Source organism: Paenarthrobacter sp. CC6 (assembly GCF_040560085.1).
Lineage (GTDB): Bacteria > Actinomycetota > Actinomycetes > Actinomycetales > Micrococcaceae > Arthrobacter > Arthrobacter nicotinovorans.
Genome location: NZ_JARDAN010000001.1, coordinates 132,863 through 146,771, shown reverse-complemented (window position 1 = coordinate 146,771; position 13,909 = coordinate 132,863). Strand labels below are relative to the sequence as shown.

General features: G+C 62.7%; 17 protein-coding genes. 16 read left to right on the top strand and 1 reads right to left on the bottom strand.

What is annotated here, in order from left to right:
• The first annotated feature begins 1 nt into the window (after position 1).
• The 16 genes from rplX (at position 2) to map (ending at position 12,462) form a co-directional block, all read left to right on the top strand.
• Positions 2–361, top strand: coding sequence for a 50S ribosomal protein L24 (rplX, locus tag PV760_RS00700; protein ID WP_018776682.1), 360 nt, complete (start codon positions 2–4; stop codon positions 359–361).
• A complete protein-coding gene (gene rplE, locus PV760_RS00695; RefSeq protein ID WP_018776681.1) occupies positions 361–948 on the top strand; it encodes a 50S ribosomal protein L5 in 588 nt (195 codons plus the stop codon). Before rplX ends, rplE begins: the two co-directional genes overlap by 1 nt.
• 78 nt (positions 949–1,026) lie before the next feature.
• Positions 1,027–1,425: a 30S ribosomal protein S8 gene (gene rpsH, locus PV760_RS00690; RefSeq protein ID WP_011775584.1), complete on the top strand. Its 399-nt coding sequence runs from the start codon at positions 1,027–1,029 to the stop codon at positions 1,423–1,425.
• An 18-nt stretch (positions 1,426–1,443) separates the two neighbouring features.
• The gene (rplF, locus tag PV760_RS00685) at positions 1,444–1,980 is read left to right on the top strand and encodes a 50S ribosomal protein L6 (RefSeq protein ID WP_018776680.1); all 537 of its coding nucleotides are present in this window, start codon (positions 1,444–1,446) and stop codon (positions 1,978–1,980) included.
• A gap of 3 nt (positions 1,981–1,983) precedes the next feature.
• Complete coding sequence (rplR, locus tag PV760_RS00680; protein ID WP_018776679.1) at positions 1,984–2,367, top strand: 50S ribosomal protein L18; 384 nt, start codon at positions 1,984–1,986, stop codon at positions 2,365–2,367.
• Positions 2,368–2,396: 29 nt separating this feature from the next.
• Positions 2,397–3,068 carry a 30S ribosomal protein S5 gene (gene rpsE / locus PV760_RS00675; RefSeq protein WP_179128297.1) on the top strand — a complete coding sequence of 224 codons (672 nt, stop codon included), beginning with the start codon at positions 2,397–2,399 and terminating at the stop codon, positions 3,066–3,068.
• Positions 3,069–3,070: 2 nt separating this feature from the next.
• Complete coding sequence (gene rpmD, locus PV760_RS00670; protein ID WP_018776677.1) at positions 3,071–3,277, top strand: 50S ribosomal protein L30; 207 nt, start codon at positions 3,071–3,073, stop codon at positions 3,275–3,277.
• Positions 3,277–3,759 (top strand): 50S ribosomal protein L15, encoded by a 483-nt coding sequence (rplO, locus tag PV760_RS00665; protein ID WP_354626920.1) that lies wholly within the window; start codon positions 3,277–3,279, stop codon positions 3,757–3,759. Before rpmD ends, rplO begins: the two co-directional genes overlap by 1 nt.
• A 187-nt stretch (positions 3,760–3,946) precedes the next feature.
• Positions 3,947–5,257, top strand: a complete 1,311-nt coding sequence (gene secY, locus PV760_RS00660) for a preprotein translocase subunit SecY (protein WP_039242402.1) — start codon at positions 3,947–3,949, stop codon at positions 5,255–5,257.
• Between the two features lie 5 nt (positions 5,258–5,262).
• A complete protein-coding gene (locus tag PV760_RS00655) occupies positions 5,263–5,832 on the top strand; it encodes an adenylate kinase (RefSeq protein ID WP_018776674.1) in 570 nt (189 codons plus the stop codon).
• Between the two features lie 110 nt (positions 5,833–5,942).
• The gene (locus tag PV760_RS00650; RefSeq protein ID WP_354626919.1) at positions 5,943–6,986 is read left to right on the top strand and encodes a 3-oxoacyl-ACP synthase III family protein; all 1,044 of its coding nucleotides are present in this window, start codon (positions 5,943–5,945) and stop codon (positions 6,984–6,986) included.
• Positions 6,983–7,780, top strand: coding sequence for a glycosyltransferase family 2 protein (locus tag PV760_RS00645; RefSeq protein WP_502921414.1), 798 nt, complete (start codon positions 6,983–6,985; stop codon positions 7,778–7,780). Before PV760_RS00650 ends, PV760_RS00645 begins: the two co-directional genes overlap by 4 nt.
• Positions 7,780–8,979 (top strand): cytochrome P450, encoded by a 1,200-nt coding sequence (locus PV760_RS00640; RefSeq protein WP_354626917.1) that lies wholly within the window; start codon positions 7,780–7,782, stop codon positions 8,977–8,979. Before PV760_RS00645 ends, PV760_RS00640 begins: the two co-directional genes overlap by 1 nt.
• Complete coding sequence (locus tag PV760_RS00635; protein WP_354626916.1) at positions 8,972–10,693, top strand: class I adenylate-forming enzyme family protein; 1,722 nt, start codon at positions 8,972–8,974, stop codon at positions 10,691–10,693. The genes PV760_RS00640 and PV760_RS00635 overlap by 8 nt, the downstream gene beginning before the upstream one ends.
• Positions 10,690–11,601, top strand: coding sequence for an NAD-dependent epimerase/dehydratase family protein (locus PV760_RS00630; protein ID WP_354626915.1), 912 nt, complete (start codon positions 10,690–10,692; stop codon positions 11,599–11,601). Before PV760_RS00635 ends, PV760_RS00630 begins: the two co-directional genes overlap by 4 nt.
• A 33-nt stretch (positions 11,602–11,634) precedes the next feature.
• Positions 11,635–12,462, top strand: coding sequence for a type I methionyl aminopeptidase (map, locus tag PV760_RS00625; RefSeq protein ID WP_018776668.1), 828 nt, complete (start codon positions 11,635–11,637; stop codon positions 12,460–12,462).
• 63 nt (positions 12,463–12,525) lie between these two features.
• Here map and PV760_RS00620 read toward each other — a convergent pair whose 3' ends face one another.
• Complete coding sequence (locus tag PV760_RS00620) at positions 12,526–13,872, bottom strand: ABC transporter substrate-binding protein (RefSeq protein ID WP_018776667.1); 1,347 nt, start codon at positions 13,870–13,872, stop codon at positions 12,526–12,528.
• Positions 13,873–13,909 lie beyond the last annotated feature (37 nt).

Genomic DNA, 13,909 nt, shown 5'->3' with positions numbered 1-13,909 from the left:
CATGGCTAAGATCAAGAAGGGTGACCTCGTTCAGGTCATCACCGGCGCCAAGCAGGAACGCGGCGGCGACCGCGGCAAGCAGGGCAAGGTCCTGCGCGTATTCCCGGCCACCAACCGCGTGCTGGTAGAGGGAATCAACCGCGTCACCAAGCACACCAAGGTCGGTCAGTCGCAGCGCGGCACCAAGACCGGTGGCATCGAGGTCGTTGAGGCCCCGATCCACGTTTCCAACGTTGCTCTGGTTGACCCGTCGACCAAGAAGCCGACCCGTGTTGGTTTCCGTCTCGACACCGTTGAGAAGGATGGCGCTACCAAGACCGTCCGTATCCGCGTGTCCAAGGCCACCGGGAAGGACATCTGATGAGTGAAACACTGTCTGAGACCACTGTCGCAAACAAGATCGTTCCGCGTCTGAAGACGAAGTACGCAGAGACCATCAAGAAGTCGCTGCAGGACGAATTCAACTACGCGAACGTGAACCAGGTTCCCCGCCTGGTGAAGGTTGTTGTGAACATGGGTGTTGGAGATGCCGCCAAGGACTCCAAGCTGATCGACGGCGCTGTCCGCGACCTCACCCTCATCACCGGCCAGAAGCCGCAGGTAACCAAGGCCCGCAAGTCGATCGCACAGTTCAAGCTGCGCGAAGGCATGCCGATCGGTGCACACGCAACTCTGCGTGGAGACCGCATGTGGGAATTCGTGGATCGTCTGGTTTCGCTGGCTCTGCCGCGTATCCGTGACTTCCGCGGCCTCAACGGCAAGCAGTTCGACGGTAACGGCAACTACACCTTCGGTCTGACCGAGCAGGTTATGTTCCACGAAATCGACCAGGACTCCATCGACCGCGTACGCGGCATGGACATCACGGTTGTCACCACCGCCAAGACCGACGACGAAGGCCGCGCGCTGCTCAAGGCGCTTGGTTTCCCGTTCAAGACCGAAAACTAACTACGTGACAGGTCCGACCGCGCAGGCTCGTAAGGGCAAGCGCAGCGGAAACCGGTACGAGGAAGGGCTATAGCCCAAATGACTATGACAGATCCTGTCGCAGACATGCTCACGCGTCTGCGCAATGCAAACTCGGCATACCACGACACCGTGTCCATGCCGTACAGCAAACTGAAGGCACGCGTTGCCGACATCCTGAAGGCTGAAGGCTACATTGCCGGCTGGAAGGAAGAGGACGCCGAGGTTGGCAAGAAGCTGACCATCGACCTGAAGTTCGGTCCGAACCGCGAGCGTTCCATCGCTGGCGTCCGCCGCATCTCCAAGCCGGGTCTCCGCGTTTACGCGAAGTCCACCAACCTGCCTCACGTGCTGGGTGGCCTGGGTATCGCAATCCTGTCCACCTCTTCCGGCCTCCTGACTGACAAGCAGGCCGGCAAGAAGGGCGTGGGCGGCGAAGTCCTCGCGTACGTCTGGTAACGGGAAAGGAAGAGAATAATGTCACGTATTGGACGTCTCCCCATCACCGTTCCTGCCGGAGTTGAGGTCAAGCTCGATGGCTCCGTCATCAGCGTCAAGGGTTCCAAAGGCGAGCTGAGCCACACTGTGGCCAGCCCGATCGAGGTCTCCCTGGAAGAGAACACTCTCACGGTCACCCGCCCGAACGACGAGCGCAACTCGCGTTCGCTGCACGGCCTGACCCGCACCCTGATCGCCAACATGATCCAGGGCGTTACCGAGGGCTACGAGAAGAAGCTTGAAATCGTTGGTACCGGTTACCGCGTTCAGGCAAAGGGTTCTGACCTGGAGTTCGCTCTGGGCTACAGCCACCCGGTTAACGTCTCTGCACCCGAAGGCATCACCTTCGTAGTAGAGGGTCCGACCAAGCTCTCTGTTGCGGGTATCAACAAGCAGCAGGTCGGCGAGGTTGCTGCCAACATTCGCAAGCTGCGCAAGCCCGACCCCTACAAGGGCAAGGGTGTCCGTTACGCCGGCGAAGTCATCCGCCGCAAGGTCGGAAAGGCTGGTAAGTAAACCATGGCCATCGCAATTAACAAGAAGCGTACGAACAAGAGCAAGTCGGCTGCACGCAACCGTCGCCAGCTTCGTATCCGCAAGCGCATCACCGGTACGGCTGCACGTCCTCGTCTGGTCGTCAACCGTTCGGCACGCCACATGTTCGTCCAGGTTGTCGATGACAGCAAGGGTGTAACCGTGGCTTACGCTTCCACTCTGGAAGCTGACCTTCGTGCACTTGACGGAGACAAGACTGCCAAGGCCAAGCGCGTCGGCGAGCTCGTTGCCAAGCGTGCAAAGGCTGCAGGCGTCGAAGCTGTTGTCTTCGACCGTGGCGGTAACAAGTACCACGGCCGCATCGCCGCCGTCGCTGACGGTGCTCGCGAAGGTGGGCTGGCACTGTGACCGTTGAAAATAACGAAAAGGACATTCAGGTGACTGAAGCTGTAGCTGCTGAAGCAACTGAGACCGCACCCGCTACCGATGACCGCCGCGGCGGACGTCGCGGCGAGCGTGGCGACCGTGGCCAGGGCCGCGGCGACCGTGGTGGCCGTGGTGGCCGCGACGGCGGTCGTGAAGCCGAGAAGAGCCAGTTCGTAGAGCGCGTTGTCACCATCAACCGCGTTGCCAAGGTCGTCAAGGGTGGTCGTCGCTTCAGCTTCACCGCACTCGTCGTCGTCGGTGACGGCAACGGCATGGTCGGCGTTGGCTACGGCAAGGCCAAGGAAGTTCCCGCTGCTATCGCAAAGGGCGTAGAAGAGGCCAAGAAGTCCTTCTTCCGCGTTCCCCGCGTTGGCAACACCATCCCGCACCGTGTGCAGGGTGAGGCTGCTGCAGGCGTTGTCCTGCTGCGTCCGGCTTCCGCCGGTACCGGTGTTATCGCCGGTGGTCCGGTCCGCGCGGTGTTGGAGTGCGTGGGTATCCACGACATCCTCTCCAAGTCGCTCGGTTCTTCCAACGCGATCAACATCGTTCACGCGACCGTTGCCGCTCTGAAGCAGCTCGAAGAGCCCGCTTCCGTGGCTGCCCGCCGTGGCCTGCCGCTGGACGAGGTTGCTCCTGCTGCTCTGGTGCGCGCGCTCCAGAACCAGAAGGCAGGTGTTTAGTCATGGCTAAGAACCTGACTCCCTCCGACGCCAAGTTGGAGATCACCCAGATCAAGGGCGTCATCGGCGCCAAGCAGAACCAGATCGCCACCCTTCGGTCCCTCGGCCTGAAGCGCATCGGACACACCGTTGTCCGTACCGCTGACGCCGTGACCGTTGGCATGCTGAACACGGTTCCGCACCTCGTGAATGTAGAGGAGGCGAAGTAATGGCAGAGAACAAGACCGCCGCAGAGGCTGCTGAGAAGCAGAACACTCTGAAGGTCCACCACCTGCGTCCCGCCCCGGGTGCCAAGACAGCCAAGACCCGTGTTGGTCGTGGTGAAGGCTCCAAGGGTAAGACCGCTGGTCGCGGTACCAAGGGTACGAAGGCCCGCTACCAGGTAAAGGCTGGCTTTGCCGGCGGCCAGCTGCCGCTGCACATGCGCCTGCCGAAGCTGCGCGGCTTCAAGAACCCGTTCCGGGTTGAATTCCAGGTTGTAAACCTGGAGAAGCTCAACGAGCTCTTCCCGGAAGGTGGCACCGTCACCGTTGAGTCCCTGATAGAGAAGGGTGCCGTTCGCAAGAACCAGCCCGTAAAGGTGCTCGGCACCGGCGACATCACCGTCAAGGTTGACGTCACCGTGCACGCATTCTCTTCCAGCGCTGCGGAAAAGATTGCCGCAGCAGGCGGATCCACCACCGCCCTCTAAGGGTTTGTGGGGCATCAGCCCGCTGTAACAAAGAATCCCGGTATGCGGGGCTTCGGCCCCGGATACCGGGATTTTTTTGGTGGTTGTGGACTCTCGATTATTCCGACGGCGTCACAAGCAGTTAGACTCGGTTGTTGGGTTTCATTGAGCCCGACCACATCCTTGTACTTTCTACTCAGGAGGACGCTTGCTAAGCGCATTCGGCCGGGCGTTTCGGACGCCTGATTTGCGACGCAAGTTGTTGTTCACGCTGGGAATCATCACAATCTTCCGCTTGGGAGCTTTCATCCCCTCGCCTGGTGTGAACTACCAGAATGTCCAGCAATGCTTGAACAACGGTGACACCTCGCAGGGCATCTACCAGCTGGTGAACTTGTTCAGCGGCGGCGCGTTGCTGCAGGTCTCGATCTTTGCCTTGGGCATCATGCCCTACATCACGGCGAGCATCATCGTGCAGTTGCTCCGGGTGGTTATTCCCCGGTTCCAGCAGCTGTACGAAGAGGGCTCATCGGGGCAGTCCAAGCTGACGCAGTACACCCGGTACCTCACCATCGCACTGGGCCTGCTGAACGCCACAACCCTGGTCTCCTTGGCCCGCTCGGGTCAGTTGCTGCCCGGCTGCAACCTGCCGATCATCCCCGATGAGAGCATCATCACCACCCTTCTGCTCATCATCACGCTGACAGCGGGCACGGGCCTGATCATGTGGATGGGCGAGCTCGTCACCGAGCGCGGCGTCGGCAACGGCATGTCGCTGCTGATCTTCACCTCCATCGCAGCCGGCTTCCCCCGCTCACTTGGCTCCATCTGGGAGACCAAGGGCCCGGGAACCTTCTTCATCGTTCTTGCCATCGGCCTGCTTACGGTGGCCCTGGTGGTCTTCGTGGAGCAGTCGCAGCGCCGTGTTCCGGTGCAGTATGCCAAGCGCATGATTGGTCGTCGCACCGTGGGCGGCACCAGCACCTACATTCCCATCAAGGTGAACATGGCCGGCGTCGTGCCCGTCATCTTCGCTTCCTCCATGCTGTACCTGCCCGGCTTGATTTCGCAGTTCAACCAGCCGAAGCCAGGGGAGCAGATGGCCCCGTGGGTTGAGTGGATCAACAACAACCTCACCCGTGGCGACCATCCCATCTACATGGCGCTTTACTTCGCCATGATCGTGTTCTTCACCTACTTCTACGTAGCCATCACCTTCAACCCTGAAGAAGTGTCGGACAACATGAAGAAGTACGGCGGGTTCATTCCGGGCATCCGGGCGGGTAAACCGACCGCGGACTACCTGCAGTACGTGCTTTCCAGGATTACTTTGCCTGGAGCCCTCTACCTGGGCTTCGTGGCGTTGATTCCGCTGGTTGCACTCGTCCTGATCAATGCCAACCAGAACTTCCCGTTCGGTGGCACGTCAATCCTGATCATGGTGGGTGTCGGCCTGGAAACCGTCAAGCAGATTGATGCGCAGCTACAACAACGTCACTACGAAGGGCTTTTGCGATGACGAGAATGCTGATCATTGGACCTCCCGGTTCGGGCAAGGGTACGCAGGCTGAGCGGATTTCGGAGCGCCTCGGCGTAGTCGCCATCTCCACCGGCGACATCTTCCGTGCCAACGTCAAGGGTGAAACGCCCTTGGGTATCGAAGCCAAGAAGTACATGGACGCCGGTGACTTCGTTCCGGACAGCGTCACGAACAACATGGTTCGCGATCGACTGAGCCAGAGCGATGTCGAGAACGGCTTCCTGCTCGACGGCTACCCGCGCACGACCGCGCAGGTTGACTACCTCGACCAGATCCTCGCTGAGGGTGAGCAGGAGCTCGACGTCGTGCTCCAGCTGACCGCGGATGACGAAGAACTGGTTGCACGCCTCCTGGGCCGTGCCAAGGAAACGGGACGTTCGGACGACAACGAGGCCGTGATCCGTCACCGTCTTGACCTCTACCACGAGCAGACCGAAGCCGTTGTGGCCAAGTACGCTGAGCGCGGCATCCTTACTCAGGTGGATGGCATCGGCGGTATCGATGAAGTTACCGACCGCGTGCTCACAGCCATCGAGTCGGCCAAGGCTGTCTAGCGTTTTTCCACATAGCCGGGGAACCGGAGCTGGAGTGAAGGGTGTGTCCCGTACCATGGGTGCGGGACACACCCTTTTTCGTTGAAGCGGCACATTCTTGGGGGAAGCGCATGCAGACAGCTCTGTCAGGACGTAGCCGGATTTCGGGGCTTGAGGTCTACCTGCCACCGACGCGGCTGGATACGGCCGCCGTCGAACGCCGCATTGCCGAATCCAGCCCTGGCTTCCGCGTGCCGACGGGTCTGATCGGCCGGGTCACGGGAATCCGCTCCAGGAGTGTCATGTCCCCGACGGAGCAGGCGTCGGATCTGGCCGCCAACGCCGCTGCCAAGGTCCTGGCGGAATGCGGATTGCAGGCACCTGACGTGGACCTGCTGGTCTTTGCCTCTGCCAGCCAGGACATGGTTGAACCCGCTACGGGACACATGGTGGCAGCGAAACTGGGACTTTCATGCCCTGTGATGGACGTCAAGAACGCCTGCAACAGTTTCCTCAACGGTATGGAGGTTGCCGACGCTCTGATCGCCGGAGGGCGCTATGGGAGGGTTCTGGTGGTCACGGGGGAGTCGCCTTCCCGGGCGGTGCGGTGGTCGGTGCCGGACTTCCCGACGTTCGCCTCCAGCTTCCCCGGGTACACCATGAGCGACGGCGGCGCAGCAGTGTTGCTGGAGGCCGCGGTTGATCCCGCCGCAGCTGCAGACGGGGCGGCCGGAATCCTGGCCATGGGCTTCACCGCGCGAAGCAGCCATTGGTCCGTGGGTACCTTGGCGGCGGGAGGGTCGGCCTTCCCCCGTGATCCAGAGGCCAGCTACTTCAACATGGACGGGGAAAAGCTCAAGGACGCCTTCCTGGGCCTCGGCTCCGACATCCTTGATGCGACTCTCGCGGAGATGCACCTCGCGTGGACGGACTTCGCTGTCGTCTGCGTACACCAGGTCAGCGCACCGTACCGGCAAATATTCGCCGAAGGTGCCGGTGTGCCTGCGGAACTGCTGGTTCATTCCGTTGAGGACTTCGGCAACCTCGCCTCCGTCAGCCTTCCATTGCAACTGAAGCTTGCCGTGGACAGTGGCAGGGCCGGACCCGGGGACCTGGTGGCATTGGTCGGTTTGGGCGGCGGCGTGAGCCTGGGAATGGCGGTGGTGCGGCTGTGAGCCCGCAAGAGGTTCGCAACAGGCTTGCGAGTGCGGCTTCCACAAAGTCCTTATGCGTGGCCATGCCGATGCTCAATGAAGAGAAGCTGGTACGGCAGGCACTGGACTCGCTGGCGGCGCAGACGTTTCAGGATTTCACGGTAGTGGTGGTGGACAACGGTTCCACGGATCTCAGCTGCGCCATCGTGACTGAGTTCGCGTCAGCGCACCCGAGGATGGATATCCGGTTGGTTCACGACAGCGAGAAGGGCACGGGCGCGGCAGCTGATACCGGCATGCGCTTCGGCGTGGAGCACGGTGCGCGCTGGCTGGCCCGCACCGATGCCGATTGCCTGGCCGCACCGGACTGGACAGAGCGGATCATGGCTGCATTCGATGACGGCCTGGAGCTGGTTGCTGGACAGCTGAATCCCAGGGAGGACGAGGGCATAACTGCCCGGGAGCGGATCATGATGTTGTTGGCCGTCGAGGTGGCGTCGTTCTTCGGCCGGATCCGCCCGGGAAACAAGGGCGAGGGATACTTGGGTCCGTACCAGATGCTTCCTGGTTGCAACATGGCCATCACCGCAGACATGTATCACCGTTCAGGGGGTTTCCCCAGGACCAGGATCGAAGATCTCCATGAGGACCGAGCCTTGTCCAACCGGGTGCGTAAATTGACGCGTAACTACGCCCTTCGACGCGATGTTGTGGTGTTCGGTTCCTCCCGCCGGGTCAAAGCGTGGGGGCTGAAGAACACTCTCGCCTGGTACGCGGACCACCGGTACCGCCCCGAACACGTGGATATCCGGTGATGCGGGGCCTTGCAGCGATCAACCCGCAGAGTACGGCGGAACGTTGGGAGCGCCGCGTCCATCTGGGAGCCCACCCCGTGTTGTATCCCGTGATCCGCGGCCTGGGTGCCATGCGTCCTGTGGTTCGTATCCCGGGGCTCGGTGTGCTGGTCAGTGAAGCGGGACTGGTTCGGGAGGTGCTGATGAGCCAGGACGCCTACGTCAAGAACGGCCCATCAGGCTCGGGTGCGCTGTGGACCCCCGTTGTGGGGCCCAAGGCCTTGGTGAACATGGATGGTGAGGAACACAGGCTGCTGCGGCGGCGCCTGGGTGACCTTTTCACTCCCCGCTCCGTGGAGGGCATCGTGGAACCGGCAGCGGCAGCTCTGAAGGCGCGCCTGCACGGTGATTTGGACGCGAACGGCCGCGTGGATCTGGTGGACTGCGTCAAAGAACTGGCCGGCGGGGTCATCTCGCGCCTGCTGGGGGTTCCCGACGATGCCCCGGGGAGGCTGGCGGACAGGGAGCTTTTCGACCTCGGCTCCTCCATCTCGTCGCTTGTCCGCCTGGGCCGGCCGACGCTGACGGCGGGCCAAGTGGCCAAGGGAAAATCCGCCGTCGCGGTTTTGGCTGGACCGGTCCGGACGGCGTACAGGGAAAGCGACCCGGGTACCTTCCCCGGCAGACTGCGTGAGCTCGGTATGGCAGAGGACGAAGCCATGGGCATCATCAGTGCGTTCGTGATGGTGGGCACCGAGACGCTGGTGTCGTTTGTGCCAAGGCTGGTGGCGTTGCTTGCTGACAGTGGACGGCTCAGTGAACTGGCCGCGGACAGGTCCGTTGTTCCGGCCGCCGTCAACGAGGCCCTGCGCTTCACGGTTCCTTCGCCCATGATGCTGCGGGACGCAGTGGTTGATGGATCCATAGGCGGTACGAAGGTCTTCGCCGGGGACAGGATGCTGCTCTCAACCATCCACGCAGCCAAGAGCCTGGGTGGATTTGATCCGGCACAGGCAACACCACAGCAGGCACGTCAACTGTGGTTCGGTGCCGGACCGCATTTCTGTATCGGCATGCCGCTTGCCATGGCGGAAATCAACACGACGCTTGAGATGCTCCTGGACATGTACGCCCAGCGGCCGTGGTTGATCGCTGCCCGCCAGGTCAGCAGGGGAGTGCTGATTCCCGGGTATCGGAAGTTGGAGTTGGCCCATGCCTGACGAGACACCCGGCCTACCCCTGATGGCAGAGGATCTGATCACCGCCGTCTATGCCGTGGCGGACCGTGTTCCGGACCGTCCCGCCATCACGGCACCAGGCAAAAGCCGGCTACCGTGGGCACGGCGGAGAAACGACGGCGTCCGGCCCGGTCGTACCATCACGTACCGCGAGTTGGTGGATGGCATTGAGGCCACGGCCCGGCGTTTGCAGGATGACGGACTCGGGACAGGGGAGCGGATGCTCTTCTCGGTCCGTCCCAGTCCCGAAGCGTTCATTCTGGCACTTGGAGCCGTCAGGGCGGGCGGCTCCGTAGTGTTCATCGATCCCGGCATAGGGCCTTCGCTCTTCCGGGACCGGGCAGAACTCGCTGCGCCGCGCTGGGCCGCGTCGGAGTCACTCCTGTATGCCGTCAGCGCCAGGAGCCCGCTCCGTCCCATCGCACGCGGCCGCGGCCTGCTGCTCCCGGACTACGGGGCCATGGATGTCCGCCACTACTACTCCGGGCCGTGGCTCCCCGGCGTCCCCCGCGGCGCTTCGCCGGTAAAAGGGCTTGCGGCAACACTCCCGCAGGGGCAAGAGTCCGCCAGACCCACAGAAACGGTGACCGAACAGGAAGCGGTGATCATCTTCACCTCCGGTACCACCGGCTCACCCAAAGGGGTCATCCACACGAGGGGTTCCCTGGCCGCAGGTTTCGGGCAATTATCGACGCGTTGCAGCTTCGGTGAGGGGGACCGGATCCACTCCGAGCAGCTCATGATGGGCCTTCCGGCCTTGATCGCCGGCGCCCACTGGACGATGCCCGGTTATGGTTTCTCGGCTCACATCGACCCGCTTCGCCTGGCCGGCGAGTTGGGTGCCGTGGCCGGCAAAGAAACGTCGTACGACGCCGCCACGCACCTTTTCCTGGTGCCCTCCCAACTGGCGCCCATCCTGGACGCCATCGAAGACGGTTCCATCACTCTGCCCGCGACACTGAGAACAGTGATGCTGGGGGCCGCCCCCATCCTTGCTCCCTTCCTTGAACGGGCAATGAAGCTCCTGCCCGGGGTCGGGTTCAAACTCATCTACGGCATGACCGAGGTGCTGCCCATCGCCATTGCCGATGGCCGGGAGAAACTGGCCTTCGCGTCCGGCGCCGAAGCCGGGTTCACTGCGCCCGATGGCAGCGGTGAGGGCGACTTCCTCGGGGAGCCGCTGCCCGCCGTCGGGATCCGCGTAGCAGCCGACCACGAACTGTTCGCCCGTGGGCCGAACATGTGCCGTGGCTACTTGGGCGAGGACCCCATGGTGGAGCACGCCACTGGCGACCTCGTCCGGCTGGACCACGGAGGAACCGGTGCGCCCAGGCTGGTCATGATCGGACGCAAGAAGGACATGATCATCCGGGGTAAGACAAACATCTACCCCGCGTTGTATGAGCCGGTCATCGCAGCTGTGCAAGGGGTCCGGGCTGCCGTCATGGTGGGGGTACCGGACACTATTGGAGACGAGGCGGTATGGCTGGCGGTGGTCCCTGAACCGGACCAATCCGCTGTTGAGCTGAAGTCCCGGCTGGCCAGGGAACTGCCCATGCTCATCGACGAGTCCGCCCTTCCGGACCATATCGAAGTCCTGGAATCCATCCCATCGTCCGGCAGGCACAGGAAGCCGGACCGGGTGGCCCTGCGCGGGATGTTTGCCGCACGCCGGGACCCCGGGGAGGCCACGTGAGGATTGCAGTGACAGGCGCGACGGGGTTCGTTGGAGGAGCCGTGGCGGATGCGGCGGAAGCCCGTGGCTGGGACGTCGTCCGCTATGCCCGCCGCCAGGGAGAGGGCTTGGAGTACTGGGACCTGGCGGGGCTGCCGCCTGCCCGGCTTCCGCACGTGGATGCGGTTGTCCACGCCGGTGCCCACGTGGCCGACTGGGGAGACGCTGCCGTTTTTCACCGGGCAAACGTCGAGGGGACAAGGGCGGTCGCCGAAGCGTTCGCCGGGACACGCCTGGTCCATATCTCAAGCTCCAGCGTCTATCCGTGGTGGGAACCATGCGTGGATCGCCCCGAAGATGAGGTTGCTGCGCGACACCTGAATGCCTATGGACGCAGCAAGGCGCTCGCCGACGTCGAAGCCAGGAAACACGGCGATGCCGTGGCACTGCGTCCCCACGCCGTGTACGGCCCGGGTGACCGGACGCTGTTGCCCCGCCTCGTCAGCAACATTCGTGCAGGGCGGCTGCTCAGCATCGGGCACCCCGGGGTGAAACATCAACTGACCCATGTCGACAACCTGACACGGGCCGTCCTGGCCGCCTGCCAGTCGACGGTGCGCGGTGCGGTGAACGTGGGGGATGCCCAGCCTGTGGAGCTGGGGGCTGTATTGCGGCAGGTACTCGATGTTTCAGGACGCAGCGATGTCCCCGTCACCTACCTTCCGGAGCCCGCGGCCATGGCGCTCGCGGCCGTTTCGGAAGCAGCTTCGCGGGCTACGGGCCGTGCTCCGAAGCTGACCCGCTACGCCGTCAGCCAGGTAGGAAAGCAGCGGACGTACCGTTTGGACCGGCTGCGGGACGAGCTGGGAATCGAGTCAATTTCGACCACGGTCTCGGATGCGGGAAAATGGTTGGAGCACGGGGCCTGATCGGTCCCAACAGCAAACCTTCCAGAGGAGAACATGGCGTTCGGTCAGCCCCGCATTGAATATAAGAACAACGAGCAGATGCGTACGATGCAGCAGGCCGGGCTTGTCCTGAGCCGGGCACTGGACGCTGCCGTTGCGGCTGCCAAGCCCGGCGTCACCACCAAGGACCTGGACGACGTCTTTGCAGCTGTCCTCAATGACGCAGGAGCCAAGTCCAACTTCCTCGGATACCACGGGTTCCCGGCGACCATCTGCGCCTCCGTCAACGAGGAAGTGGTCCACGGCATCCCCGGTGGACGTGTCCTCCAAGACGGTGACATCATCTCCATCGACGGCGGCTGCATCGTGGATGGCTGGCACTCCGACTCGGCGCGGACGGTCATCGTGGGCACCGCGGATCCCGAGGACCAGCGGCTGTCGGACGTCACCGAGGCCGCCATGTGGCGGGGTATCGCTGCCTTGGCCAAGGGCAAGTTCGTGGGAGACATCGGAAACGCCATCGATGACTACGTCTCCTCGGTCCCGGGCAAGCCGCTGGGCATCCTGGAGGACTACGTCGGCCATGGCATCGGTTCCGAAATGCACATGGCACCTGATGTCCTGAACTACCGGACCAGCCACCGTGGTCCGAAGATCCGCCCGGGCTTGTGCCTTGCGATTGAGCCAATGCTGGTTCGCGGCGACATCGAAACGGCCACCCTCGACGACGACTGGACCGTGGTTACCACTGACGGCAAGCGTTCCTGCCAGTGGGAGCACTCCGTAGCAGTGCATGAAAAGGGCATCTGGGTGCTGTCCGCCCCCGATGGAGGCGCAGAGCAATTGGCGCCCCTCGGCGTCGTGCCTGTCCCCATCCCGTAACTGCTCCAAAAGGAAGAGCGCGGCTACCGAAGTAGCCGCGCTCTTTTGTTCTTTCCAGAGGGGTCAGGACTTCAGCTTCGGCTTGACGTCCTTGGTGTAGATGCCCTCAAGCGTCTTCTTCAGCTCGGTCATGGTCGCCTGGACATCGCCCTGCTGCGTGAGGATTTTGGCTGCTGACTTGGCCATTTCCTGATCGGCGCCCGGCAGGAACACGCGGGCGTTGTCCTGGACCTTGGTAGCAGCGAGCTGGTCCATGGCTGTCTTGATCTGCGGAGTGGCCGCGAGAACAGAGGACATGTCTGCCGAGAGCCTGGTGGGCATGTAGCCGGTGGCGGCTGAAAACGCGGCAGTGTTCTCCGGCTCGGTCATGAATTTAAGGAAGGTTGCCGCGGCCAGCTGCTCCTCCTTGGTGATGCCGCTGGGAATGCCGAGACCCGCACCGCCGGTAGGGCAGACGCTGCTCGGGACCTCGGGACCGCCGGGAAGGAACCCGACACCCACGTTGAACTTGGCTGCTTTCAGGACCCCCAGGAGCGAACCCGTGGAAGAAATGGTGGACGAGGTGATTCCGGCGGCAAAGTCGTCAGCGGCCTCCTTGGATGAAACACCGGCCCATCCATCCTTGTAGATGGAGTCCTGGGCCCACTGAAGCGCGGCCACGGATTCCTTGGAGTCGCAGGTGATGTCCCAGCCCTTGGACCAGGCACCGCCCCAACCCCACAGGTTGTTCTGCAGCGTCCACCCGGCATAGCCCGCCAGGGCCGGGTAGATGTAGGCGTACTGCGCTCCGGAGGTGGCCTTGAGTTTGGGAGCCCACTCCGCGAACTCCTGCCACGTGGCCGGTGCGCGGTCCGGCAGGCCTGCTGCCTTGAAGTGGTCCTTGTTGTAGTAGAACAAGGGGGTGGAACGGCCGTACGGAAGGGCCCATTGCTTGTTGTCGTACTTGTAGTCGTCGACCAGCGATTTCTGGAAGTCGTCGATCTTGATGTCCAGCTGCTTCACCAGGCCATCGATGGGGATGATGCTGCCGTTGGAGAAGTAGCGGAACCACCAAACGTCGGAGAGCACAACCAGCCCGGGCAGACCGGTTTTGGCTGCCTGGGACGTCTGGAACTTCTGCGCGATCTCTTCATAGTTGGCGCCCGCGGTGACCAGGTTGACCTTGATATCGGGGAACTTGGCGTGGAACTTCTCGATGATCGCCTTTTCCACATCCTGCGACTTGCCGGGGTGGTTTGTCCAGAAGTCGATGGAGGCGGCCGGCTTGACGCCACTGAAGTCGATAGTGGCGGTGTCGACGGCGTCTGCCGTGCCCGCCGTCGACGGTCCGCCGCATGCGGCGAGGGCCGCTGCTCCGGCTCCGAGGCCTGCCAATCCCAGGAAATGGCGGCGGTCAAGGTTGGTGCGCATGATGCTTCCTCTCAATTACTGACTTTGATGCGAATGG

Bases quoted from the DNA above. Each gene is read 5' to 3' on its own strand.
- rplX (WP_018776682.1), top strand. From the start codon at position 2: ATGGCTAAGATCAAGAAGGGTGACCTCGTTCAGGTCATCACCGGCGCC.
- rplE (WP_018776681.1), top strand. From the start codon at position 361: ATGAGTGAAACACTGTCTGAGACCACTGTCGCAAACAAGATCGTTCCG.
- rpsH (WP_011775584.1), top strand. From the start codon at position 1,027: ATGACTATGACAGATCCTGTCGCAGACATGCTCACGCGTCTGCGCAAT.
- rplF (WP_018776680.1), top strand. From the start codon at position 1,444: ATGTCACGTATTGGACGTCTCCCCATCACCGTTCCTGCCGGAGTTGAG.
- rplR (WP_018776679.1), top strand. From the start codon at position 1,984: ATGGCCATCGCAATTAACAAGAAGCGTACGAACAAGAGCAAGTCGGCT.
- rpmD (WP_018776677.1), top strand. From the start codon at position 3,071: ATGGCTAAGAACCTGACTCCCTCCGACGCCAAGTTGGAGATCACCCAG.
- rplO (WP_354626920.1), top strand. From the start codon at position 3,277: ATGGCAGAGAACAAGACCGCCGCAGAGGCTGCTGAGAAGCAGAACACT.
- PV760_RS00655 (WP_018776674.1), top strand. From the start codon at position 5,263: ATGCTGATCATTGGACCTCCCGGTTCGGGCAAGGGTACGCAGGCTGAG.
- PV760_RS00650 (WP_354626919.1), top strand. From the start codon at position 5,943: ATGCAGACAGCTCTGTCAGGACGTAGCCGGATTTCGGGGCTTGAGGTC.
- PV760_RS00640 (WP_354626917.1), top strand. From the start codon at position 7,780: ATGCGGGGCCTTGCAGCGATCAACCCGCAGAGTACGGCGGAACGTTGG.
- PV760_RS00635 (WP_354626916.1), top strand. From the start codon at position 8,972: ATGCCTGACGAGACACCCGGCCTACCCCTGATGGCAGAGGATCTGATC.
- map (WP_018776668.1), top strand. From the start codon at position 11,635: ATGGCGTTCGGTCAGCCCCGCATTGAATATAAGAACAACGAGCAGATG.
- PV760_RS00620 (WP_018776667.1), bottom strand. From the start codon at position 13,872: ATGCGCACCAACCTTGACCGCCGCCATTTCCTGGGATTGGCAGGCCTC.